The following is a 22762-nucleotide window of genomic DNA, read 5'->3' on the forward strand; positions in this document are numbered from 1 at the left end:
GCGGCTTGGGAGACGTCGGTGTGTCTCCCTGGCCGATGGGCCTCGGCGTGAGCTCGGGGCCTGACGCATCCAAAGTGGCAGACAGGCCGTTGAAAGCGGAGTCAAAGGCCTGATAACCAGGGTTATCAGGTGACCGAGCAGCTCAGTTTCAGATCGGCGATAGAGTCTGTGATGCCTGCAGATGAGCCGGCGACGTCAGGACGTACGAGCCGTGCGTGATCCGCCTGCGGAGAGGAGTGAGACCAGATGCCCACTGAGCACGAGGCGACGACTCCCATCCTGCCGGACCAGACGCCCTGGCGGATCACGTACACGGAAATCGGGACTTTGGCTCAGGTTCAACGTCCCGTCGTCACCACCTGGGCCCGCCGATACTCCGACTTTCCCGCGCCAGTGGAGCACGACGGCACCCGCCCGCTCTTCGACGGTCACGCCGTCGTCCGATGGCTTCTGGACACCGGACGAGGCAACGCCGACGCCCGCCACCTGCGCGGCGAGCTCGCCCTCCACACCCTCGCCGCATGGAGCGAACGGCTGCCGGGAGCGGCCCTCGTCGACACCCTGACGTCACTGATCTGCCTGCGTCGTCATGACGACATGCCGCTTGCCGCCGATGGCTGGCCCGAACTGGTTGAGCGCGCCCGGTACTTCGACGAGGAAGATGCCTTCCTCGCCCGTGAGATCGAGGCGGCCGCCCAGGCCGGGGCGCAGCTCGACGGCCTCCGGGCCGTGGCCGACGAACTGGTCGAGACCGCGTACTCGCCAGCTGAACCGTTCACCTGGATCCTCGACGCGCGCCGCCGCCTGGGCGCCCATCACCTGGCGGAGGATTCCGTCACCCCCGCCATGGCCAAGTGCATCGCCCAACTCTCCGGCATCGAGGAGATGGAGGACGGCCGTGTCATCGGTATCCCTTACGTGCGGACCGGCGACCTCCTGACGGCCCTGCACGACAAGGACGTCACCGATACAGGACACCTCTACCAGGCCTGTGACCCGGACCCGTCCTTGGTGCGCCTTGTCCGGCGCCGGGCCCTGGTCCACGACATCGCGGAATACGAACTCGACATCATTGAGGGCGATGAGCTGCCCACCGAAGCCTTCGACGGGCCCGACCTCATCACTGCCGTGCTCCCTTACGAGGCGGGTGAGGACCGGGACCCGCTGGTTGTGCTGGAGCGCATAGAGGCCCTGACCGACCTCCTCGCGGATGGCCGTATGGCGGTGGTCCTCGGCCCCGCCGATGCCCTTGCCCAGGCACTGCCCCCGCGAGGGGAGGCGGACCGGTTGCGCCGTTTCCTGCTCACCTCTGGTCTGGTCAAGGCCGTCGTCAACCTTCCCGGTGGGGTCATGCCCTACCGGCCCGCCTACCGCACCGCCCTGTGGGTGTTGCACCGCACCCCGCAGGAGCAGCGACGAGGACGCGTCCTCCTCATCGACCTCTCCCCGCAGGACCTCACCCACCGCACCCTCGACGCGCTGTGCGAGGACGTCGACATCTGGCGCACGGCCAACTGGGACGACGACGGCCACCACGAACCGCGTCACGGCGTCATCCTGCCGATCCAGGTTCTCGACGACCGGCCGGGGATCGCCTTCACCCCCCAACACCGTTCCCACGTCAGCCGCTACACCAGCGCGGTGATCGACCGTCCCGCCCTGATCTCGGAACTCGAAGTACGCCTGAGCCGGCTCACCGACGCCGCGCACCGCCAGCACGATCAACGCCCGGAACTACGCACCCACGCGGCACTCCGCCCTTCCGACCGGCCCATACGGCGCACCACGGTCACCCGTCTCCTCAAGGAACGTCGCCTGCGCAAACTGCCGGGCCACCGCATCGACGCCGAGCACGTTCGACCCGAGGGCCGTTACGACGTCCTCACTCCTGCCGAGATCACCGGCACCGCCCCGGTCGGCACGCACCGCATCGACCGCGCGGTGCTGATGACGGCATACGAGCACGCGCAGTTCACCGAACCCGGCGACGTGGTCATCACCGCCACCCCCCGCTTCGGGGTCTACGTCGACGAGGAGGGCCTGTCGGTCGTTGCGTATCCCGCCCGTGTCCTACGTGTCCGCCCCGGCGCCGAACGTCCGCTCCGCCCACGTGTGTTGGCCGCACTCCTTCGTGCGGCGGCAGCCGAACACCGCCGCGCCAGTGGAGCCGTCCGGGCTGCCCGACGCATCGAGGACATGGCGATACCGGATCTGGATCCCGACGAAGCCGCCCGCTGTGACGCCCTGCTCGTCGAGATCGCCCGGCGTGCCGCACTCCTACGCGAACAGGCTGCGGCGCTGGCGGACTTGAGCCGTCTGACGGCCGCCGGCCTCACCGACGGCACCCTCACGATCCTCGCCCCCGACTTTCCGAGCCACGCACTCTGACACCTCGAAGGAGCCCTGCACCTCATGCCTCCCGGTAAGAAGAAGCCTGCCCCGCAAGGGGAGTTGTTCTCCGCGTCCACGCCCAAGGAGATCCAGGACATCCTTTGGAAGGCCGCCGACAAACTGCGCGGCTCCATGGACGCCGCTCAGTACAAGGAGTTCGTTCTCGGCCTGATCTTCCTCAAGTACATCTCGGACGCCTTCGACGAGCGTCGCGAAGCCCTCGCCAAGGAGCTCGTGGATGAGGGCATCGAAGAGGAGCGCCAGGCCGAACTCCTCGAAGACAAGGACGAGTACACCGGCGAGCACGTCTTCTGGGTCCCTGAGACCGCCCGATGGGGTTGGATCGCGGCGAACGCCAAGGCCAAGGGCGTCGGCCTCCTCCTGAATGAGGCCATGGACGCGATCATGGGCGAGAACGCCGGGTTGAAAACTGTACTTCCGAAGATCTTCAACAGCGACAATGTCGACCAGAAGCGCCTGGCCGAACTGGTCGACCTCATCAGCGACGCCCGCTTCGGCGGCAGCGGCGACAAGCCCGCCCAGGACGTGCTCGGCGAGGTGTACGAGTACTTCCTCGGCAACTTCGCCCGCGCGGAGGGCAAGCGCGGCGGCGAGTTCTACACACCGCGGTCCGTCGTCCAGCTTCTGGTGGAGGTCCTGGAGCCGTACGAGGGTCGGGTGTACGACCCGGCGTGCGGCTCGGGAGGCATGTTCGTCCAGGCCGGCAAGTTCATCGAGGCGCACCGGGGTCGCGACCACAAGTCCGACATCGCGGTGTACGGCCAGGAACTCAACGAACGCACCTGGCGCCTGGCCAAGATGAACCTCGCCATCCACGGCATCGACGGCAACCTTGCCGGGCGCTGGGGCGACACCTTCGCCGAGGACAAGCATCCGGACCTCAAGGCCGATTACGTCATGGCCAACCCGCCCTTCAACATCAAGGACTGGGCGCGCAAGGAGTCCGACCCGCGCTGGAAGTACGGCGTCCCCCCGAGAAGTAACGCCAACTACGCCTGGCTCCAGCACATCATCGGCAAGCTCGGCGAGAACGGCTCCGCCGGTGTCGTCCTCGCCAACGGCTCGATGAGTAGCCAACAGAGCGGCGAGGGCGAGATCCGCAAGGCGCTGGTCGAGGCGGACCTGGTGGCGTGCATGGTGGCGCTGCCGTCGCAGTTGTTCCGGACCACGCAGATTCCGGCGTGCTTGTGGTTCCTGTCGCGCAATAAGTCGCCACAGGGCGCGAAGCGCCTTGACGATCGGCGCGGGGAGATCCTCTTCATCGACGCGCGTGCGATGGGCGAGATGATCGACCGCACGGAGCGTGTGCTGACGGAGGCCGACTTGGCGAAGATCGCGGGCACGTACCACGCGTGGCGAGGGACGAAGTCCGCACGAGAGGAAGGGCTTTCGTACGCGGACGAGCCCGGGTTCTGCTTCACGGCTGATCTGAAGACGATCCGGGAGCACGGGTATGTGCTGACCCCGGGGCGGTACGTGGGGGCCGTCGAGGCGGAGGAAGAAGCCGCGGAAGCGGTCGCGGAAAGGATCGCGCGACTGACGGGGGAGTTGTACGAACTTTTCGACAAGAGCGATGAGCTGACGAAAACAGTCCGCAAGCAGCTGGGGGCACTCGATGTCTGACTGGAGCGAGCGCACGATCGGCGATGTGGCGACTGTATTTGATGGGCCACATGCTACCCCTAAGAAGACCACTGATGGGCCTTGGTTCCTCAGCATTTCAAGCCTTGACCAGGGGCGACTGCGCCTCGCAGAGTCTGCACACCTGAGCGAAGAGGATTTCGCCAAATGGACGCGGCGAGTCACCCCGCAGGAGGGAGACGTTCTCTTCTCTTATGAAACTCGACTTGGCGATGCAGCCTTGATGCCAGATGGAATTCGGGCTTGCCTGGGGCGACGAATGGGTCTCCTTCGACCGAAACGCGATCAGGTAGATCCAAGTTTCTTGCTCTACGTCTATCTTGCGCCAGAATTCCAGGCGGTTATCAACAGTCGGCAGATTCGAGGGGCAACCGTCGATCGGATTCCGCTCGTCGACCTGCCGTCATGGCCGATCAGGCTGCCAGACCTTGGTGAACAGAAGGCGATCTGCTCCGTGCTCGGGGCACTGGACGACAAGATCGCCGTCAACGAGCGCATCGCATCCACATACGAAGCGTTGCTCCAGTTGAGGTTCGCTGAGCTGGGGATGGCTGACGAGCCTGACGAGGCACGGGTTATCCCTCTGACGGATCTGATCGCCTTCAATCCCAAGCTGGGAAAGCCTAGCGGGGAAGAGCCTGTCTATGTCGACATGGCCGCACTCCAGACGAACCGAGCGGGGATTCCTTCCTGGAGCCGACGCGCTCCGAAGTCTGGGCCGCGATTCATGAACGGCGACACCCTTCTGGCACGCATTACTCCGTGCCTGGAGAACGGCAAGACTGGCTACGTCGACTTCATGAGTGACGAGGAGATCGGGCTCGGATCCACTGAATTCATCGTGATGCGCTCCCGGCCGGGATTCCCCAGCGAGTTGAGCTACTTCATGGCACGTGATGCGCGATTCCGGGCTCACGCCATTCGTAACATGGCTGGCACATCGGGGCGCCAGCGTGTCAGTGCGGCAGATGCTTCCAACTACCTGGTGAACGAGCCCGACCCAACTGCGCTCGGAGGTTTCGGGCAGCAGGCATCGTCGGCATTCGCGCACATGAAGTCTCTGCAGGGCGAGTCCCGCACCCTAGCCGCTCTCCGCGACACCCTCCTCCCCCAACTCATGTCCGGCCGGCTGCGCGTCAAAGATGCCGAGAAGATTGTGGAGGACCAGGCATGACGAACGACGGTCAGGACAACCATGGCGATGGCACGTACGATGCTCACGCCGCCGAGAACTTCGCCAGCGGCAACTACCGCCCCCTGGAAGTCGACTGGGAGCACCTCGCCCTCGACGAGCTAGTAGAGCTCGATTGGCCGAAGGCCGAGGGCAATGAACGCGCCCCCGGTTCCGGTCACCGCGCCTCCTGGGACGACCTCGTCCTCTACACCGATCTCCGCGACGCGATCGAGCGACTGAACCCCGACCTGCCCCCGGACGCCATCCGCGACGCCCTCGCCACCGCCGCGACCCCCGCCTCGCAGGACGCGTACGAGGAGAACCGGACCGCGCACGGCTTCCTGACCGCCGGCATCCGCTCCGTCACCTACACCGACACCTTCGGCGCGGAACACAATCCCACCGTCCGCGTCATCGACCTCACCGACCCCGACGCGAACACTTACCGTGCTGTCCGCCAGGTCATCGTGATCGACGGTGAGAAGAATCGCCGCTTCGACCTCGTCCTGTACGTCAACGGCCTCCCCCTCGCCGTGATCGAACTAAAGCGCGCCGGTGACGAGAGCGCCACCCTCGAAAGCGCGCACGCGCAGATCAGTCGGTACGTGGAGGAGTTCCCGACGGCGTTCCGCTACAACGCGCTGGTGTTGCTGTCCGATGGGATAACCGCCAAGTACGGCACCCCGTTCACGCCGTACGAGCACTTCGCCCCATGGAACACCGACGAGTTCGGCGCCCGCGTGGACCCTCTCCGAGGCGAGGGCATCGTCGACTCGGCTCAAAATCTCGCCCTGCACGGCCTGTTCACCCAGCCTCGGTTCCTCTCCTTGATTGGCAGCTTCATCAACTTCGTACCGTCGAAGAAGATGAAGCGCATCGCCAAGCCGCACCAGTACTTCGCCGTCACACGCGCCGTCGACAAGGTGAGGCAGGCCGCGGCCAGCGACGGCAAGGCGGGCGTGGTCTGGCACACACAGGGCTCGGGCAAGTCCGAGGAGATGGTGCTCACCAGCAACCTCGTCTCCCGCGACCCGGCCCTGCAGAACCCGACCATCGTCGTGATCACAGACCGGAACGACCTCGACGACCAGCTGTATGGCACCTTCCTGGAGAGCGAGGTGTTGCCGGAGAAGCCCCAACAGGTCCTCACCCGAGCCCAGTTGCGCGAGGAGCTCGCCGCCAAACGCACCGGCGGCATCCTCTTCACGACTCTGCAGAAGTTCGGCAAGACCAAGGAGGAGAAGGAGTCGGGCACCGATCACCCGCTGCTCTCCGACCGCCGCAACATCATCGTCATCGTCGACGAGGCCCACCGTAGCCACTACGACAACCTCGACGGATACGCCCGCCACCTGCGCGACGCACTTCCGCACGCGACCCTGCTCGCGTTCACCGGAACCCCGATCTCCGAGTCCGACCGCGACACCCGTGAGGTCTTCGGCGACTACATCGACGTATACGACCTGAAGCGGGCCGCCGACGACGGCGCAACCGTGAAGGTCTACCACGAGAGCCGCGTGGTGCAGCTCGTCCTCGACCGGGACGTCGACCCGACGTCCATCGACGAGGAAGCCGACCGGATCACCGACGGTCTCGATGACTCCGAGCGCTCCCGCATCGAGCAGGCTGTGGCCACCATGAACGCCCTGTACGGTGCCCCGGCCCGGATACGGGATCTCACCCGAGACCTGGTCGAGCACTGGGAGGCGCGGCGCGCACGAATGCAGCCGTTCGTCGGCGCCTCTGAGAGCGGCGGTGCGCCCGGCAAGGCCATGATCGTGTGCGCCACCCGCGACATCTGTGTGCAGGTCTATGACGAGTTGCGCACGCTGCGCCGCGAGTGGCACAGCGACGACATTGACAAGGGCGCGATGAAGATCGTTTTCTCGTTCAACAGCCGTCAGGACAAGGACCACCTCAAGGCTCACGCCCTGCGCGACAGCCAGCGCAAGGCTGTCATCAACCGGGCCAAGGACCCCGACGACGAGCTGGAGCTGCTCATCGTCCACAGCATGCTCCTGACCGGATTTGACGCACCGCCGATCCACACCATGTACCTGGACCGGCCCCTGAAGGGGGCCAACCTGATGCAGGCCCTCGCCCGTGTCAACCGCCGCTATCGGATGAAGGAGGACGGCCTCCTCGTCGGCTACGCCCCGCTCACCGAGAACTTGCAGCGGGCCATCGCCGAGTACTCGGAGTCCGATCAGAAGGACCGTACCCTCGGCCAGGACATCGACCGGGCCCTGGAGGAACTGCGAAACGAGTACAACATCCTCGACGAGATGCTCCACGGCTGGGACTGGCGGGAGCGGCTCGCCCGGCCTACCCGGACGGCGTTCATCGACGCCGCCCTGGGCACCGCGAACTACCTGCGCAGTCCGCAGACTCCGGGCAACAACCCCGAGGAACTCGACAACCCGGAGGAGACACTCGCCCGCCGCTTCCGTAACCACGCTCATCGCCTTGAACGCTTCTTCGCGCTCGCCGGCTCGTCGGCGGACATCGGGGCGTGCTTCGAGGATCAGCCGTACTGGAAGCGGGACATCCAGTTCTTCGTTGAGGTCCGGGCGTACATGGCGAAGCTCGACGCCATGGAACGCGAGGCACGGGGTCTGCCGATTTCTCGCGACGTACAGCTGTACCTCTCCCAGCTGACTTCCGCGGTCGTCGAGACGGGAGGTGTGACGGACCTCTTCGCCGAAGCCGGTCTGGAGACCGCAGACTTGACCTACCTCAACGACGCGCTCGTCGCGAAGCTGCAGGGCAGCGAGACCCCGCACCTGGCTGCGGAAGCCTTGCGCCGCCTCGTCGAGCAGAAGATGCGCGAGGTCACCCGGCACAACATCGTCCGTCAGACGGCGTTCTCCGACCGCCTGCAGGAGCTGATGGTGCGTTACATGCGTCAGCAGCTCACGAGCGCCGAGATCATTGCCAAGCTGGTCGAGATGGCCAAGGAGATTGCGAACGACGCCAGGCGAGGCGAACAGTTCACGCCCGCCCTCGACAACAACGAACTCGCCTTCTATGACGCCGTGGCTGACCTCGGCAGCGCCCGCGAGCTCATGGGCGACGAGACCCTCGCGGAGATCGCCCGCGAACTGGTTGTGCAGATCCGTCAGCAGCTCAAGCCGGACTGGATATCCCGTGAACCCGTCCGCGCCAAGCTCCGCACCACGATCAAGCGTCTTCTCGCCCGCCGCGGCTACCCGCCGAAGCAGGCCCCGGCAGCCATCGAGCTTGTGCTGAAGCAGATGGAACACTTCGCCAACGAGTGGTCCACGGACGGCACTGCCACGCGCTGACCGACCGCCGGTCCAGGGCCTTTCACTCAGGAGATGCCCTGGACCGGCTGCTACGCCTACACCTCGGAGAACGCGACCTCGCGGGCGAGCCCGCCGTAGGGCGCGAGCAGGCCAGTCGTCTTGTCCGCCCAGAACACGACGGCTCCCGCCCGGTTCGCGAACTCCTCCGCGGGACGTGTCATGCCCCCCGTTCGCAGCAGCACCATCAGCCGCTTTTTCGCGATGGAGGCATCCGCATATAGGTGTTTGACATCCGCGAGACCAAGCGCCTTGGGACGCGCTGTCGAGGCGATGGACAAGCTCTCCGACGTCAGGGATGCGGATTCGGCGTCGCCCTCGATGGCCACATCCGCGAAGCCCAGAGCGAGCAGTTCCCTCATCGTGACCTGCAGCGCCTGGTGTGGACTCAGCGAGTCGCTTCGGTCGCGGTCTGCCGCTATGCGCGGCCGATCTCCTTTACGTGGGGGCGATTTGACCACGTTCTCGGGTGGTCCGTCCCATACCGCGGCCTCGATGACCTGATGGAGCTTGCCGAGGACTTGGTCATCCTCGGTATAGCCGGGAAGGCTCCCGGCCCCCTTGCCCAGGAGCCAGTGGAGGTCGATGCGCCACTGCACATCCAGTTCCGGGTCGTGCACGTCCGCGAGCCAGCCGATCTCCTTCTTCCGGGAGATCCGCACCGAGTGGTGTCCGACCCTGAACTCCAGGAAGTCCCCCTCGTGCTCTCGAAAGGGGAACGCCTCGACACCGTCCACCGTCTGCGTCGTACGGATCCGATTCCCGGACACGACGAGCCGGATGTCGAATGAACTCTCCGCCAGCGCGTCAGCCAGCCTGATGATCGACGCCTGCCCGTCCGGCTCGTCCCATCGCCACGGACTCGCCTCTACACGCTGTTCCTCGAACGCCCGGACACGCTCCCGGACTGCGTCGGCCAGGACTTCGGGGCTGGTCACGGCGTCCCACATGCGAGGCAGGCCCTCGTCATCGGGACCGACGATCAACCAGAAGGGATAGAAGTCGTGCGGGCGGGCGAAACGCGTCAGCCACAGCAAGACTCTGCGGTCGCCAGAAAGCCGGACGGAGAGCATCGCAGGCAGCGAGCTCAACGGCGAATGCATCTCGATCCGGTCGCTCAACTCGGGATGCCGTGCGTGCAGCGCCGCCTCGGCACGTTGGTACGCGAGGAGGTGTCCCATTCCTGAGGACTCGCTGCTCCACGGATACCGTTGCAGATCCATCTGTCAATCCCCTCGCAGCGTGGAGACGATCTATGCGGCCAGTCCCTCGGCGAGGGTGGCTCGGTAGTCACGTTCGTAGTCGATCGGGCTCTTGAACCCGCACACGCTGTGTAGCCGTCTGGCGTTGTAGAAGTCGGTGGTCCAGGTGGCAATTTTGATGCGGGCCTCGGTGCGGGTGCGGAATGTGTGGCGGTGGACGTACTCGACTTTGAGGACGCTGTTTACGCGGAAGGCTGGGGGTTTTCGGAGGGCGGCGGCAGGGGGTCGACCACGAAGGTCCCCAGCCCGACCTCGCCCCGCGTCCAGCCCTCTTCCCGTACATGCCGCATGGCCTTCGCCGCTGTCGCGTTCACCACGCCGAACTCCTGGGCGATTTCCAGAGTGGAGGGCACGCGGCTGCCCGGCGGGTACGTGCCCTCCTTGATCCGCCGGATGATTTCCGCCGCAATCTGCCGCCATAGCGGGCGTGTGCGATCTAGCTCCATGGGCTCAGCGTGGGTGACCATGGCATTCTGTGCATCCGTGGTTATCTGTAGTTATCCGCGGTATCTTGGGTTCCAGACACAGAACGGCCCCGACGGGAAGCGGCTACTTCCTCACCGGGGCCTGAGCCGACTGACAAGGAGTCGACCTATGCGCAGCCTACTGGCCGCGGTCCTGAGCCTCTTCCTGCCTGCCCGCGGAGCGCACCGTGCCACTGGAAGGCCACCGTCCCTCAGCTCCAATCCGCCTATTCCCGCGCACCAGCCCGCCCGTACCGCCCGGCGAACGCGGGCGTACCCCGCGGACATCGTCCTCGCTGATGGCCTCCCCCTCGTCCGGCCCTACCTCGGCGTATGGGAACGCGAGCGGGACGAACAAGACCACAGGCGCCTCCAGCGGGACCGGCGCCGAGCAGCCGTTCTCGCGACCCTCGGTCAGGACTACATCCCGGCGGAGGTCGCATGAGCGCGAGGCGTTTCCGCAGCGTCGGTGTCGATCCGGCCACCGGTAAGGAGGCGTTCGTGGCCGCGCAGCCGGGTGGTTTCCTTGAGGAGCTGGCCGATGCGCACGCCCTCAAGGCCGCCGCCGTCCTGGCGACCGTCGTTGGTGCCGTACTGGAGGGAGGCAAGGCGTCGGATGTTGAACTCGCCGCCTTCGTGCCGTCGTTGCATGCGGCGCTCGAAGAGTGCGTCGGAATCATGGTGGCTGACAGAACGTAACGGCGCATAGGCGTCCCGCCGTGGCGCCGGTGGTCGGATGCGATCTCGTCGGAGAAGCCTCAAGGCCTCGCAGAGCCAAGGTCGCACCCGGCATTCGCCATACTGCTATGGCGGCCACCGCACCCGTGTGGGGATGGCGAGCCATGCCACTCCACAGGCCTGTGAGTGAAGAACGCGGGGAAGCACCCGGTTGTGGACCCCTTTACCCACCGGCGACGGGTACGGCCTGGTCCGGCTCGTCCAACCAAAGCCGCTGTCCGTCCGAGTCAACAGTGAGACCGAACCGCTCGCGCCCCGGCTGGCCCTTGCCCTGCCACCAGGCATGTGCGGCCTCCACCGTCTCCCACAGCTTGCAGTGGGCCGGTCTGCCGGGCACGGCCCTGCTCGACGCGGGCCCAGGAGCAGTCTCTGCCCCATAGGGGGCAGCAGATGATGTTTCCTCCCTCGTCGAGGTCCGATGCCTGGGCTGTGCCGGGCAAGGCGAGGGAGAGCAGGAACGGGAACGTGTCTGTACCGAACAGGACAGACACGTCCAGGGCCGTGCATCGCTCGTCGAGGGCGTTCGGGACTTCGGGGTAGGGCACCGCGCCCGTCTCATCGGCGGCCCGGACGCTCATAAAGATGCTGTACGGCAGCTCGTTATCCTCGCCGAGCAGGACTCCCGTCTTTTGGCGCGTATGCAGGGCGAATGCTTCGACCGGTCGCCGGTTCACACCGGCGGTGTGGGTCAGCCGACCCGTCAGCCGGCGGATAAGCCGAACTCAAGGCACAGCTCGAAGTGCTCGGGGTCGAGCAGGCTGGCGACGTGTTCGACGAGGGAGTCGTCGGCTGCGCGGCTGGTGCGTCGGACGTCCAGGAACCAGTCGCCCGGGCTGCGCCGCAGGATCTCTGCCTCGGGTGCGTTGATCCGTCGTCCGGTCAGGCTCTGTTGGCCGTGGTCGGCGTGCAGGCCGGACTGGCGCATCACCTCGGTCAGGGACAGGTCGTCGAGGGCGGCGTGCTGGGGCAACTCGCGGGTGCCGGGGACGCAGGGCAGGAAGCTTCGTTCGTACGTGATCACGGAGCCGTTCTCGACCAGCTCCCGGGTTCGTTCGACCGTCACGAACGCGGTTTCGTCCAGGGCGAGTTGATCGGCCAGCTGGTCGTCGGTGACCTCGCGTACCGCGAGGGTGCGTACGCGGGTGTCGATGCCCTGGAGAGCCAGGGCGCGGGCCCAGCCGAGGCGGTTGTCCAGCGGGCGGCCGTCGAAGAGGACGTAGGAGCCCTTGCCCGTGCGGGTGGTGATCAGGCCTGTCTCGTTGAGCTCGGCCAGTGCCGCTCGGACCGTGGTGCGGCTGACCCCGAAGCGCTGGGCGAGGGCGTGTTCACCCGGCAGCTGCTCGCCGGTCGGCAGACGTCCGCTGCGGATCTCCCGGGCGAGTACCTCGGTGATCTGCTGGTGCTTGAGCCGGACGCCGGTCATGACGGGGCCCCGGTGAGAACTTCGTCCGATGTGACTACCCGGATCAACGGCCGGTACAGGTCCATCGTCCGCAGCGCCATGGCATGCGACGCGTCGTCCACTCCCGCGCACGCATCGGCGACCACGACCACCTCCACTCCCGCGTCGGCGGCAGCGAGGGCGGTCGACAGTACGCAGCAGTCCGTGCTGACCCCGGCCAGTACCAGCCGTCCGTCGGAGCCGACGCGCTCGGCCAGTTCGGGGGTCCACTTGCCGAAGGTGGTCGCGTCCACCAGGTCCGGGGCCAGGGCCTCGAATTCGTCCGTCAGCCGCCAGAGTGAGGCCCCCGGTGGCCGGAGCGCGAAGGGCCACTGCTCGTAGTACGTCCGCCACGCACCGACGGGCTTGTCGGGCGCGAGGAACCGGGTGAAGGTGACGCGCTCCCCGAAGGCCGGCAGCAGCCGGCGTACGCCCTCGGCCGCTTCGTCGAAGCGGGGGGTCGCCCAGGGGCTGTCGGGCTCGGCGAACACGCGCTGCATGTCTATGACGGCCAGCAGACCGCGCCGTGCGTCCTCATCCGACCGGACCTCCCGTACACCGCCGTCTGTATTCATCCGCGCAGCACTTCCTCCGTCGTCAGCGGGCTCGGCGCCCCCAGTTCCTGCGCCTGTACCCGCCCGCGGCCGAGGGCCAGCGTGCCGAGGAAACCGAGTACGAGTGCCACCAGCACGCCCAGGTTCGCGTACGCCCACGCGCCCGACTTCCCGCCGAGGCCCAGCGGGCCGAGCAGATAGCCCTGCCACTCCAGCCAGCTCGCGGCCGCGTTGGTGACCAGTCCCCAGCCGAGCGCGGTCGCGGCCAGCGTGAGCAGCAGGGGCTGGAGCGGTACGTCGCCGTATCGCCCGCTGCCGCGGAACAGGTCGGCCTCGTCGTAGTCGCGGCGGCGCATCGCCAGGTCGGCCAGCATGATCCCGCACCAGGCGGCCACCGGGACGCCCAGCGTGGTGAGGAAGCCGATGAACTGGCCGAGGAAGTTGTCGGTGAAGAACACGATGTAGATCGAACCGGCGATCATCAGGACGCCGTCGAAGAGCGCGGCCACGTAGCGCGGCACCCGCAGGCCCGCGGCGAGCAGCGCCAGGCCGGAGGAGTAGATGTCGAGCACCGCGCCACCGACCATGCCGAGGACGGCGACCACGGCGAAGGGGACCAGGAACCACTTGGGCAGGATCGTGGTCAGCGCGCCGATCGGGTCGAGGCCGATGGCCTTGCTGAGGTCGCCGGAGGAGCCCGCCAGCAGTAGGCCGAACACCAGCAGAAGCAGTGGTGCCACCGAGCCGCCGAAGGTGGTCCAGCCGATGACACCCCGGCCGGCGGAGGCGCGCGGCAGGTAACGGGAGTAGTCCGCGGCCGCGTTGACCCAGCCGAGGCCGAAGCCGGTCATCATGAAGACCAGGGCGCCGATGAACTCCTGCGTGGAGCCCGCCGGTACGGCGCTCACGGTGTGCCAGTGGATGTGGTCGGCCACCAGCGCGATGTAGACGACCGTGAGTACGCCGGTGACCACGGTGATCACCGTCTGAAGGCGCATGATCAGGTCGAAGCCCATCACCCCGCCGATCACGGTCAGCGCGCTGACCAGGATCAGGGCGATCACCTTCGTCTCGGTGCCGCCGCCCCAGCCGAGCTGGTCGAAGACGGTGGCGGTGGCCATGGTGGCGAGGGAGACGAGCACGATCTCCCAGCCGACCGTCAGCATCCACGAGATCGCCGAGGGCAGGCGGTTGCCGCGGACGCCGTACGCGGCGCGGCTGAGCACCATCGTCGGCACGGACCCGCGTTTGCCCGCCACCGCGATGAACCCGCAGAGCAGGAAGGACAACACGATGCCGAGCGATCCGGCCACCAGTGCCTGCCAGAAGGAGATGCCGAAGCCCAGCGCGAAGGCGCCGTAACTCAGGCCCAGAACCCCGACGTTGGCCCCGAACCAGGGCCAGAACAGCGTGCGCGGCGTGCCCTTGCGCTCGGCGTCCCCGATCACGTCGAGGCCGTGCGCCTCCACCTGGAGCTGCTGCCTGCCGACGTGATCGGGGACGCCGTCGTTTCTGCTGCCGGGAGATTCCGTCATCTTCGACCTACCTGTCTAGACGTGTTCAGCGGAGGTTAGGTGGAGGGCCCTGGGACGTCAACCGTGTTGACCGTCAGAACTCCCCGGGCACGGTCTCCCAGTGGTCCGCGAGTCGGGTCAGCATCGCCATCAACTGCTCGCGTTCGAGCGCCTCGTACGGCCGGAGGAGCTTTTCGTCCAACTGCCGTGCCCGGTGGTTGGCCTGCTCCAGCACGCTCCGTCCTTCGTCGGTCAGGTAGAGCAGCTTGCGGCGGGCGTCGGACTCCGGCGTCTGCCGCCTGATCAGTCCGCGATTCTCCATCCGCCGGACGATGTCCGTCATCGTCGATGCGTCCAGCGAGACCGCGGAAGCCAACGATCCCTGGTCCTGTCCCGGGCTCGCCCCCACCGCGGTGAGCGCCGCGAACTGGGGACCAGTCAACGAAGAGTCGACACCGCGTACCCATGCCGATGTGTATGCCTGGTACAGGCGCCTGACCAGGAAGCCGGGGGCCTCGAGCAGGGCCGGCGGGCTGGCCGGTGGGGCCGATGGGCTGGCGGGCGGGTTGGCCTGCGGCGCGGCCTTCGAATCTGCGGAGTCACTCATGGCGCCAACCTCCCGATTCCGCCGCATCCCCCGTTGGACGCCGCAAGAAGACCCTAGGCAGGACTGGCGACAACTGATATACCGGACACCAATAATCCGTGTCCGGATTAGTTTCCGGGTGGGTCGTCTCCCGCTCGGACTTCACTTGGTGGCCGTCGGTTCTGCGAACTGGAACGGGGGCCCTGTAGCAGGGCCGTCAGCTCTGTCTCCCTCCTCACTCCGGCGAACCAAGGAGTCCCGCCATGCGTCAGACCGCCCAACCGGGCCCCGCCATACCCCAGATGGAACGCAACGGCGTCAATCCCATCCCCGACGACGAACGCCACGGCACACCGCGTGGTCTGTTCGGCGTGTGGTTCTCCTGGAACGTGTCCATCCTCGGCGTCAGCTACGGCATCTACGTGTTCGGCGTCGGACTCAACGCCTGGCAGGCGGTGCTGGCCGGGCTGCTCGGCTACGCGCTGTCGGCGGTCCTCGTCGGGATCCTGGCCGTCGGAGGGCCCCGTACGGGACTGCCGACACTGACGCAGACCCGGATGGCCTTCGGCTTCCACGGCAACAAGTTCCCGACGTTCTTCGCCTATCTGTCGAACGTGGGATGGAAGGTCACCATCATCACCCTGGCCTCCACGACCGGGGCCAACCTCTTCGCCCGTCTGTGGCCGGGGGCCTTCGCCGGTGAGGACGGCAAGGGGACGACGGCCGCCGTGGTGGTGTGGTTCGTGGTCGTCCTGGCGGTGACCGTGACGGTCGCGGTCCTGGGGCACGCCGTGATCGTGCGGGTGGAGCGGTGGATCGCGTGGCTGACCTCGGTGATGACCGTGATCTTCGTGGCGCTGATGGTTCCGCACATCCACTGGAGCCGTATCGGTGACGCGTCCGCCGGTTCGTTCGGCCAGTTCGTGGGCGGGATGATCCTCGCCATGACCCTGGTCGGCATCGGGTTCCTGAACTACGGCGGCGACTTCGCCCGTTATCTGCCGCGCCGTACGCCGGCCCCGGGCGTGGTGGGCTGGACGGCCGGCGGGATCACCCTGCCCGTAGCGGTGCTGCTCGTCCTGGGTGTCCTGCTCGTCGCAGGTGATCCCGAGCTCGGTTCCGCCGCCGCGGCCGACCCGGTGGCGGCGCTGACGGAGCTGCTGCCGATGTGGTTCTTCGTGCCGTTCAGCATCGTCATCGTCATCTCGCTGGTGGCCGCCGCCATCACCGGACTGTACTCCTCCGGCCTGGCACTGCTGGCCCTGGGCGTCCCGGTCTCGCGGGCCGGCACCACGGTGATCAACATGGTGGTGATCTCGGCCGGCGCCTTCTACCTGCTGTTCATCTCCACATCCTTCCTCGCCACCTTCCAGGCGTTCCTGGCGCTGATCGCCGTGGTCCTGGGCACCATGGGAGCCATCCAGCTGCTCGACTTCATCCGGCAACGCCGCCAGGGATGGCCGGTGACACCGGCGCTGCCCGCCGGGCAGGGGGGCCGCAGTGTCCGCTGGACGGCGCTGGTCTCCCTGCTGGCTGCGACGGTCATCGGTCTGGGCATGGTGACCTCCTCCGACCCGAACATCGGCAAGGCGGTCGGGTTCCTGCTCACCGACGACCAGAAGACCGGGCTGATCGGGACGACCAACATCGGTGTCCTGGTCGCCATGGGAGTCGGCGCCGCACTGTACGCACTGCTCACCTTCGCGCTCCGGATCGACCCGAGCCGCGAGCACGCACCCGGGTCCACGGATACCGCCATCGGCAGCAAGCGCACCCAGGTCGGGGCCGCGCAAGGGGATGGCTCCACGGGGACGACCGTATAAGCCACCCCGCCCGAGCGACCCCAGGCACACAGCGACCCAGGCACACAGCGACCCCACCACAGCGACAGGACGCCGCCATGAGCTTCGCCGACCCAGACCACTGGCACGCGCCGGCCACCTACTGGTTCTGGCAGCGTGTCCCCACCGACCAGGAGATCCGTGAGCAGCTCGATTCGCTCGCGGCGGCCGGGTTCCGGTCGTTCCAGATCCAGGCTCGGCTGTCCTTTCCCCGCCGGGAGTACCTCGGGGAGGCCTACCTCGCCGCCTACCGGCGCACGGCCGAGGAGGCGGCGGAGCGCGGGCTGCTGATGGGGATCTACGACGAGTACAACTGGCTGTCCGGTCACGCGGGCGGACGTACGGTCGAGGGGCGGGACGAGCTGCGGGAGCGGCACATGTTCTTCTCGTCCGCCCGCGCGGGATCCGGCGGCGCACCGGTGGAGTGCGCGGTCGACTCGATCACCGCCCAGGACGTGGAGTATCTGCTCCAGCCCGGCAAGGAATGGGTCTTCGACGGCGGCTCCCCCCGCTGGGAGGACTGGGAGATCGTGGCGGCGCTGGCCCACCCCATCGGCGCCATCACCGACGAGACGTACATCGTGGATGTGACCGACGAGGCGCGGCTCGTGCGTACCGGCCCGGACGGCTGTGTGGTGTCCGTGCCCGCCGAGGCGGTCTCCCGGGCCGGCCTGGACGCCGAGGTGACCGTGTTCACCGCGGCCCGGTGCGCGTCCAGCCGAATGATCAACTACCTGCTGCCGCAGGCCGCCGAGCGCTTCCTGGAGGTGGGCTACGAGCCGCTGGCCCGCGTGCTCGGGGGACACCTCGGCACCACGGTCAGGTATGTCTTCTTCGACCAGCCGCACGGCTGCTTCTACCACTGGCGACAGCTCCACGAGGACCTGCGCGCGCCCGAACGCCGGGCGGAGACGGGGCATGTCACCGCCTCGCTGATGTACGCGCCCTCGATCGTGCCCGAGGACCGCCGGGTGCTGCTGTCCCTGTCCCGCCGGGTGGGCCCGGATACGGAGGCATGGCGGTGCGCGTTCTTCGAGCGGTACGCCGACGCCGGCATCGACGCCTTCTTCGGCACGCTGTCGGCCTGGTGCCGTGCGCACGGTGTGGCCCTGTCCGGCCATGAGGTGCTCGGCTATGTCTCCTCGTGGGATCCCACCAGCACCATCATCACCGACGACCCGCGGACGAACTTCGGCACGGACTACTTCGCTCTCGACCGTTGGCGGGACATGACCGCGGTGGACGCCCGCAACGACCATCCGCAGCTCGCGGCCAAGTTCGGCGACTCCCTCGCCCGGGCGCACGGCAGGTCCGGCTGCCTGGTGGAGCAGTACTTCGCCAGTACGACGGCCGGATCGCACTTCGCCGAAGGCGCCTGGGAACTCACCCTGGGACGGCTGCGCGCGGCAACCGTGCGGCACCATCTCCTGGGCGCACGCCAACTGCTCATGCACGCGTTCTGGCTCACCGACGCCCCCTCCCTCCCCGACGGCGAAGGGCAGGTCTTCACCGACCCGCGGCTGGACTTCCCCCCGGGCGTCAACCACGAGCCGTGGTTCACCCATCACCGCTCATTCGCCGAGGAGTCCGGCCGTCTGTCGGAATTCCTCGACGCCGCCGAGCCGTTGCCCGGCATCGCGCTGCTCTACCCCCTGCGCACCAGCTGGGCGGGTGGCCCCGGACACCCCTACGGCAAGCACTTCGCGTTCTGGGCCGAGTACCTGGCACGTGCCGGGCGCGACTTCCGGATCGTCGACGAGCAGCAGATCCGCAGCGGCCTCGCGCCCGGCACCAGCGCGCTGATCCTGCCGGGCGCGGAGGTCATCGAGGACATGGCCACGATGGACGCGGTGGAGGACTTCGTCCGGGCCGGCGGCACGCTCCTGGCGTCGGGGCCGCTGCCCCGGCTGCTTCAACACCGTGACGGCGGCGACAAGTTGACGCAGCGGGTGCAGGCGCTGGTCACCGGAGTGCGCGGCGCACACTGGCCCCAAGTGCCTCCGACCGCCGAAGCCGACAGCCGCCTGACCGCGGTGCCCGGTCCCCGGGCCGCGACCGCCGACGCCGTACCCGGCGTGTGGACAACGCGCCGCACCCTGGCAGGCGAGACCCGGCTGGCGCTGTTCAACGACACCGCCGAGCGCCAACTGGTCACCGTGCGCCCGACGACACTTCCGGCCGCCATCACCTGGTGGGATCCCGCGACCGGACGTACGAGCGAGCCGCGCCCGCTGACCGAAGCCCTGACGCTCGCGCTGCACCCGGCCGAGCTGTCCTGCGTGAGCATCACGGCCGGCCCGGGAGCACAGGACGTACCGGAGACGAGGGTGCTCGACACCGGCTGGACACTGAGCCTGGCCGGCCGTGAACTGACCGGCGTCGACGTCCGGCGAGGGTGGGAACGCCAGGGCTTCCCGGACATCGCCGGAGAGGGCATCTACACAACCCGGTTCACGCTCGGCCCGGAGGAGCTGGAGCACTGGCCCGTCTGGGAACTCGTGCTGCCGGGCGTCGGCAGCAGCGCACGCGCGGAGGTCAACGGACAGCAGGTCGGCGACTGGGGATGGGGGCCGTTCAACTGCCCACTGCCCGCCGGAGTGCTGACCGGCGGCATGAACACCCTCACCATCACCGTGGCATCCACGGCGGCGAACCGCTACGCGCCGGACCGTGGGGAACCGAGCGGACTCCTCAGCGCTCCTCTGGTTCGGCCGCGCCTGGCGCAGTCGTACGCATAGCGACAACCCCCGTCACCACGGCCGTGACGACAAGGACCACCGCCCACGACAGCCAGTAATCCCGAGGCAGCACAGTCGAGTTGGCCGGACTCCCCGGCCGAAGGAGCAGCGGCAAGGCGAGCAGCGTCAGACACCCCCCGGTCAGCAACCCACCCCGCCACACCGCCCGCAGCCGCGACCGCCCGATGAGCAGGCCCAGTACCAGAACAGCCGGCACCAGAAGTCCGTCATGCAGCACCACCGCCCCGCCCAGCCACAGCGCCAGATCCCCTACGTCCGACAGGTCGGGGTGGGTCCGTACGACGAACTGCTGGACGCCGAAACCGACGGCCGCCAGGCCGGGTACCGCAAGCAGCAGACGTAGCAACGTCGTTGAGGTCATGCGAGTACCTCCAGTCTGGTGACCCACTTGGTCTGCAGCACACCGGGCCGGTTCGGCGCGATGATGCGGGCCGGGTGGCCGTGGTCCGGTGCGAGGGGCTCGCCGTTGAGGCGGAGGGCGAGGAGGGTGAGGTCGTCGCGGGTGTAGGGGTGGTCCATCTCGGTGATGCCGTAGCCGCCTCGGCGTTGCAGGGAGACGATGCGCAGACGGGCGCCGTCGGGGAGGCCGGCTCGGGCGAGGAGGTCCTTGATGCGTACGCCCTCCCAGTGGGCGGACTTGGACCAGCCCTCGACGCAGGCGATGGGGAGTTCGACTCCGTGCTGCGGCATCGCGCGGAGTTCGTCCAGCGTCAGCTCGTAGGGGTTGGGCCCCTCCACCCGCAGCCGCCAGTCCCGTACCGCCTCCTCCGTGATGCCCGCCGCCCTCGCCGTCCGGTTCACCGGGAGTCCCTGCGGGCCGACGTCCGGGTCTCGCGGCGCCAGCAGGGCCAGGTCCTTCAGCGGTGTGACCGACTGGCCCGCGGTGAAGAGGGTGACGGCGCCGACCGCGGTGCCGAGGCCCCGCAGCAGGGAGCGGCGGTCGACGGAGTCCCGTAGTTCCAGGTCCGTCAACTCGCCTGACGCGCGGCGCCAGTTCGCCAGGATGACCGGTGCCTTCACCGCCACGTGCAGCAGCAGCGAGCCGATGATGACCCAGGCCAGCGCCCAGTGCACCTGGCGGAAGGAGAACGGCCAGGCGTACCACTGGATCGTGTTGAGCAGGCCCATGAACAGCTCAAGCAGGGTGGCTGCCACCAGGACCGCGATGGACAGGCGCTCCAGGGCGTGGGCGATCGAGCGGACAGGGGGCCATTCGAAGAGACGGGGGTAGACCGTCCACAGCTTCACCAGCAGCAACGGCACCGCGCCGATGCCGCTGATCACATGCAGGCCCTGCGTGACGCGGTAGCCCCACGCGGGGCGCGTCGGCAGGTGCGGGGACAGCCAGGCGGGCGGCTCCTGGAGGTAGTGGCTGATCACGCCGGACAGGAAGCAGACCAGGAGGGCCAGGCCCAGGAGGCGGCCGACCACGGTTGCCGTGCGCGGGTCGTGCAGCCTGCCTCGGAAGCGGGGGAGCAGGGCGGGTGCGGACATGCTGCCATTCCACGTGCGCGGGGCCGCCGAGCGGAATCAAATCCGTCTTACGGAACTCTGACGCACGCCGTCCACGGTCGAGGCGGTGCAGCGGCGGGTGCCGTGCCGCTGAGGACGTGGACGGCTCAGGAGGGGCCCAGTGAGCGCTCCTTGACCCGGTCCAGGTGCCGGGTGAAGACCTCTCGGGTGTCCGGCGTCAGTGTGCGCAGCGCGACCAGCGCCGTGATGACGACGTCGCACAGTTCCGCCTGGACGTCGTCCCAGGTGTGGGTCGTCCCCTTGCGCGGGTTCTGGCCGGTCGCGCCGATCACCGCCTGGGCGACCTCGCCGACCTCCTCCGACAGCTTGAGCATGCGCAGCAGCAGGCCCTCCCGGTCGCCGTCCGTCCGGTTCTCGTCGAGCCAGGTCCACAGGGCGTCGACGGAGGTCCAGAGGTCGGCGGAGGTGGCCGCGGGCGTCTCCTGGTCAGCACTCATACGGCGCAGCCTGCCATTCCCGGGCTACTCCCTGGCAACTCCCTGGGCTACTCCTCGAACAACACCTCCTGCTCCCCCTGCTCGGCCTCCTCAGCCTTCACCAACCGCTTGTTGCGTGCGCCCACGATCACAGCCGTGGCGGCCGCCGCCACACCGAGCGCCGTCGGCACCATCCAGCCGCGGTCGAAGACGTGCCCGAGCGCGTGGTCGAGGGAGAGACGGCCGGGGCCCGTGACCGCGAGGCCCGTGGCGGCCAGGGCGAGGGTCGCCGCGTACTCGTAGCCGCCCTCCGCGTTGAAGAAGCCGTTCGGCATGTGCACCGCGGCCGCGCCCGCCATGGCGCCGGTTGCCGCCGCGCCCGCCGCCGGGGTGGCCAGGCCCAGCGCCAGCAGCGCGCCGCCGCCCCACTCCGTCAGCCCGGCCGCCGTGGCGCTCGCCTTGCCGGGCGCGTACCCGACGGACTCCATGAACTGGCCGGTCCCCTCGATGCCATGTCCGCCGAACCAGCCGAACAGCTTCTGCGCGCCGTGCGCGGCCAGCACTCCGCCGGTACCCAGCCGGAGCAGCAGCAGACCCAGATCTCGTCGGTCGTAACAAGTCACGGTGACTCCCGGTGCGAACAGCAGGAACAGTCCCCCCGTGGGTTTCCACCGTCGCACCGACGCCGCCCGCCCGACCTGCCCGGACCGCCGTTCGGGTGGCGCCGCTGCGTGAGCGGTGTTTGTCTGGCAGTCATGACGATTCAGCCCAAGAACCTCAGCGACCCGGTCGTCCGGGAGTTCGTCACCGCCGTCAACGCGCACGACCGCGACGCCTTCCTGGCGCTCCTCACCCCGGACGCGACGATGGCGGACGACGGCTCCGACCGTGACCTCGACGACTGGATCAGCCGGGAGATCTTCGACTCCCACGGGCACATGGAGGTCGACCGCGAGACCGCCGGCGGCCGTGCCCTCGTCGCCCGCTACAGCAACGACACCTGGGGCGAGATGCGCACCCAGTGGCGTTTCGAGGTCGACGACAGCGGCAAGATCCGGCGCTTCGAGACCGGTCAGGCGTAGCGGACGTAAGAAGTACTCCGAA

20 protein-coding genes are annotated in these 22762 nt (G+C 68.0%); 9 read left to right on the forward strand and 11 right to left on the reverse strand.

The window, feature by feature from the left end; genetic code table 11:
* Nucleotides 1–246 precede the first annotated feature (246 nt).
* Genes ACIHFB_RS09455 through ACIHFB_RS09470 form a run of 4 tightly spaced genes read left to right on the forward strand, consistent with a single transcriptional unit; the run spans nt 247 to nt 8532 of the window.
* Nucleotides 247–2388 (forward strand): N-6 DNA methylase, encoded by a 2142-nt coding sequence (locus tag ACIHFB_RS09455; RefSeq protein WP_400126184.1) that lies wholly within the window; start codon nt 247–249, stop codon nt 2386–2388.
* Nucleotides 2389–2412: 24 nt separating this feature from the next.
* Nucleotides 2413–4035, forward strand: a complete 1623-nt coding sequence (locus ACIHFB_RS09460) for a type I restriction-modification system subunit M (RefSeq protein WP_400126186.1) — start codon at nt 2413–2415, stop codon at nt 4033–4035.
* Nucleotides 4028–5227 (forward strand): restriction endonuclease subunit S, encoded by a 1200-nt coding sequence (locus ACIHFB_RS09465; protein WP_400126187.1) that lies wholly within the window; start codon nt 4028–4030, stop codon nt 5225–5227. Before ACIHFB_RS09460 ends, ACIHFB_RS09465 begins: the two co-directional genes overlap by 8 nt.
* Nucleotides 5224–8532: a type I restriction endonuclease subunit R gene (locus tag ACIHFB_RS09470; RefSeq protein ID WP_400126188.1), complete on the forward strand. Its 3309-nt coding sequence runs from the start codon at nt 5224–5226 to the stop codon at nt 8530–8532. Before ACIHFB_RS09465 ends, ACIHFB_RS09470 begins: the two co-directional genes overlap by 4 nt.
* Before the next feature lie 56 nt (nt 8533–8588).
* On the opposite strand, the gene ACIHFB_RS09475 is transcribed toward ACIHFB_RS09470, so the two are convergent.
* Nucleotides 8589–9773: a hypothetical protein gene (locus ACIHFB_RS09475; protein ID WP_400126190.1), complete on the reverse strand. Its 1185-nt coding sequence runs from the start codon at nt 9771–9773 to the stop codon at nt 8589–8591.
* A gap of 221 nt (nt 9774–9994) precedes the next feature.
* Complete coding sequence (locus ACIHFB_RS09480; protein WP_400126192.1) at nt 9995–10258, reverse strand: GntR family transcriptional regulator; 264 nt, start codon at nt 10256–10258, stop codon at nt 9995–9997.
* Between the two features lie 148 nt (nt 10259–10406).
* Here ACIHFB_RS09480 and ACIHFB_RS09485 point away from each other — a divergent pair, with 148 nt between their 5' ends.
* Together ACIHFB_RS09485 and ACIHFB_RS09490 are read left to right on the forward strand one after the other, a co-directional pair.
* Nucleotides 10407–10721 carry a hypothetical protein gene (locus tag ACIHFB_RS09485; protein ID WP_400126194.1) on the forward strand — a complete coding sequence of 105 codons (315 nt, stop codon included), beginning with the start codon at nt 10407–10409 and terminating at the stop codon, nt 10719–10721.
* Entirely contained in the window at nt 10718–10975 is a 258-nt protein-coding gene (locus ACIHFB_RS09490) for a hypothetical protein (protein WP_400126196.1), read from the forward strand. The genes ACIHFB_RS09485 and ACIHFB_RS09490 overlap by 4 nt, the downstream gene beginning before the upstream one ends.
* Before the next feature lie 202 nt (nt 10976–11177).
* On the opposite strand, the gene ACIHFB_RS09495 is transcribed toward ACIHFB_RS09490, so the two are convergent.
* The 5 genes from ACIHFB_RS09495 to ACIHFB_RS09515 all read right to left on the reverse strand — a co-directional run bounded on the left by ACIHFB_RS09495 (nt 11178) and on the right by ACIHFB_RS09515 (nt 15130).
* Nucleotides 11178–11351, reverse strand: a complete 174-nt coding sequence (locus ACIHFB_RS09495; protein WP_400126198.1) for a hypothetical protein — start codon at nt 11349–11351, stop codon at nt 11178–11180.
* A gap of 363 nt (nt 11352–11714) precedes the next feature.
* Complete coding sequence (locus tag ACIHFB_RS09500; RefSeq protein WP_400126200.1) at nt 11715–12437, reverse strand: GntR family transcriptional regulator; 723 nt, start codon at nt 12435–12437, stop codon at nt 11715–11717.
* Nucleotides 12434–13030 carry a cysteine hydrolase family protein gene (locus ACIHFB_RS09505; RefSeq protein WP_400126202.1) on the reverse strand — a complete coding sequence of 199 codons (597 nt, stop codon included), beginning with the start codon at nt 13028–13030 and terminating at the stop codon, nt 12434–12436. Before ACIHFB_RS09505 ends, ACIHFB_RS09500 begins: the two co-directional genes overlap by 4 nt.
* Complete coding sequence (locus ACIHFB_RS09510; RefSeq protein ID WP_400126204.1) at nt 13027–14544, reverse strand: purine-cytosine permease family protein; 1518 nt, start codon at nt 14542–14544, stop codon at nt 13027–13029. The genes ACIHFB_RS09505 and ACIHFB_RS09510 overlap by 4 nt, the downstream gene beginning before the upstream one ends.
* 73 nt (nt 14545–14617) lie before the next feature.
* Nucleotides 14618–15130: a MarR family winged helix-turn-helix transcriptional regulator gene (locus ACIHFB_RS09515; RefSeq protein ID WP_400126206.1), complete on the reverse strand. Its 513-nt coding sequence runs from the start codon at nt 15128–15130 to the stop codon at nt 14618–14620.
* Nucleotides 15131–15372: 242 nt separating this feature from the next.
* Between ACIHFB_RS09515 and ACIHFB_RS09520 the strand changes: the two genes are divergently transcribed.
* Nucleotides 15373–16932, forward strand: a complete 1560-nt coding sequence (locus tag ACIHFB_RS09520) for a cytosine permease (RefSeq protein ID WP_365276895.1) — start codon at nt 15373–15375, stop codon at nt 16930–16932.
* Nucleotides 16933–17009: 77 nt separating this feature from the next.
* Nucleotides 17010–19688: a hypothetical protein gene (locus ACIHFB_RS09525; protein ID WP_400126209.1), complete on the forward strand. Its 2679-nt coding sequence runs from the start codon at nt 17010–17012 to the stop codon at nt 19686–19688.
* Here the strand turns inward: ACIHFB_RS09525 and ACIHFB_RS09530 are convergent.
* The 4 genes from ACIHFB_RS09530 to ACIHFB_RS09545 all read right to left on the reverse strand — a co-directional run bounded on the left by ACIHFB_RS09530 (nt 19642) and on the right by ACIHFB_RS09545 (nt 22281).
* On the reverse strand, nt 19642–20070 hold the full coding sequence (locus tag ACIHFB_RS09530) for a hypothetical protein (RefSeq protein ID WP_365276901.1): 429 nt from the start codon (nt 20068–20070) through the stop codon (nt 19642–19644). The two genes, ACIHFB_RS09525 and ACIHFB_RS09530, sit on opposite strands and share 47 nt — an antisense overlap.
* On the reverse strand, nt 20067–21203 hold the full coding sequence (locus ACIHFB_RS09535; RefSeq protein WP_365276903.1) for a molybdopterin-dependent oxidoreductase: 1137 nt from the start codon (nt 21201–21203) through the stop codon (nt 20067–20069). Before ACIHFB_RS09535 ends, ACIHFB_RS09530 begins: the two co-directional genes overlap by 4 nt.
* A gap of 125 nt (nt 21204–21328) precedes the next feature.
* On the reverse strand, nt 21329–21679 hold the full coding sequence (locus ACIHFB_RS09540; RefSeq protein WP_365276906.1) for a MazG-like family protein: 351 nt from the start codon (nt 21677–21679) through the stop codon (nt 21329–21331).
* Between the two features lie 47 nt (nt 21680–21726).
* Nucleotides 21727–22281, reverse strand: a complete 555-nt coding sequence (locus ACIHFB_RS09545; protein ID WP_365276909.1) for a DoxX family membrane protein — start codon at nt 22279–22281, stop codon at nt 21727–21729.
* A gap of 132 nt (nt 22282–22413) precedes the next feature.
* Here ACIHFB_RS09545 and ACIHFB_RS09550 point away from each other — a divergent pair, with 132 nt between their 5' ends.
* Nucleotides 22414–22740, forward strand: a complete 327-nt coding sequence (locus ACIHFB_RS09550; RefSeq protein ID WP_365276912.1) for a nuclear transport factor 2 family protein — start codon at nt 22414–22416, stop codon at nt 22738–22740.
* Nucleotides 22741–22762 lie beyond the last annotated feature (22 nt).

The sequence above is a fragment of the Streptomyces sp. NPDC051963 genome (assembly GCF_044593495.1).
GTDB lineage: Bacteria > Actinomycetota > Actinomycetes > Streptomycetales > Streptomycetaceae > Streptomyces.

What these genes read in the sequence shown, in the direction of transcription:
- ACIHFB_RS09510 (WP_400126204.1), bottom strand. Translation starts at nt 14,544, where the DNA reads ATGACGGAATCTCCCGGCAGCAGAAACGACGGCGTCCCCGATCACGTC.
- ACIHFB_RS09525 (WP_400126209.1), top strand. Translation starts at nt 17,010, where the DNA reads ATGAGCTTCGCCGACCCAGACCACTGGCACGCGCCGGCCACCTACTGG.
- ACIHFB_RS09490 (WP_400126196.1), top strand. Translation starts at nt 10,718, where the DNA reads ATGAGCGCGAGGCGTTTCCGCAGCGTCGGTGTCGATCCGGCCACCGGT.
- ACIHFB_RS09520 (WP_365276895.1), top strand. Translation starts at nt 15,373, where the DNA reads ATGCGTCAGACCGCCCAACCGGGCCCCGCCATACCCCAGATGGAACGC.
- ACIHFB_RS09505 (WP_400126202.1), bottom strand. Translation starts at nt 13,030, where the DNA reads ATGAATACAGACGGCGGTGTACGGGAGGTCCGGTCGGATGAGGACGCA.
- ACIHFB_RS09500 (WP_400126200.1), bottom strand. Translation starts at nt 12,437, where the DNA reads ATGACCGGCGTCCGGCTCAAGCACCAGCAGATCACCGAGGTACTCGCC.
- ACIHFB_RS09550 (WP_365276912.1), top strand. Translation starts at nt 22,414, where the DNA reads ATGACGATTCAGCCCAAGAACCTCAGCGACCCGGTCGTCCGGGAGTTC.
- ACIHFB_RS09465 (WP_400126187.1), top strand. Translation starts at nt 4,028, where the DNA reads ATGTCTGACTGGAGCGAGCGCACGATCGGCGATGTGGCGACTGTATTT.
- ACIHFB_RS09470 (WP_400126188.1), top strand. Translation starts at nt 5,224, where the DNA reads ATGACGAACGACGGTCAGGACAACCATGGCGATGGCACGTACGATGCT.
- ACIHFB_RS09475 (WP_400126190.1), bottom strand. Translation starts at nt 9,773, where the DNA reads ATGGATCTGCAACGGTATCCGTGGAGCAGCGAGTCCTCAGGAATGGGA.
- ACIHFB_RS09515 (WP_400126206.1), bottom strand. Translation starts at nt 15,130, where the DNA reads ATGAGTGACTCCGCAGATTCGAAGGCCGCGCCGCAGGCCAACCCGCCC.
- ACIHFB_RS09485 (WP_400126194.1), top strand. Translation starts at nt 10,407, where the DNA reads ATGCGCAGCCTACTGGCCGCGGTCCTGAGCCTCTTCCTGCCTGCCCGC.
- ACIHFB_RS09535 (WP_365276903.1), bottom strand. Translation starts at nt 21,203, where the DNA reads ATGTCCGCACCCGCCCTGCTCCCCCGCTTCCGAGGCAGGCTGCACGAC.
- ACIHFB_RS09530 (WP_365276901.1), bottom strand. Translation starts at nt 20,070, where the DNA reads ATGACCTCAACGACGTTGCTACGTCTGCTGCTTGCGGTACCCGGCCTG.
- ACIHFB_RS09540 (WP_365276906.1), bottom strand. Translation starts at nt 21,679, where the DNA reads ATGAGTGCTGACCAGGAGACGCCCGCGGCCACCTCCGCCGACCTCTGG.
- ACIHFB_RS09480 (WP_400126192.1), bottom strand. Translation starts at nt 10,258, where the DNA reads ATGGAGCTAGATCGCACACGCCCGCTATGGCGGCAGATTGCGGCGGAA.
- ACIHFB_RS09455 (WP_400126184.1), top strand. Translation starts at nt 247, where the DNA reads ATGCCCACTGAGCACGAGGCGACGACTCCCATCCTGCCGGACCAGACG.
- ACIHFB_RS09460 (WP_400126186.1), top strand. Translation starts at nt 2,413, where the DNA reads ATGCCTCCCGGTAAGAAGAAGCCTGCCCCGCAAGGGGAGTTGTTCTCC.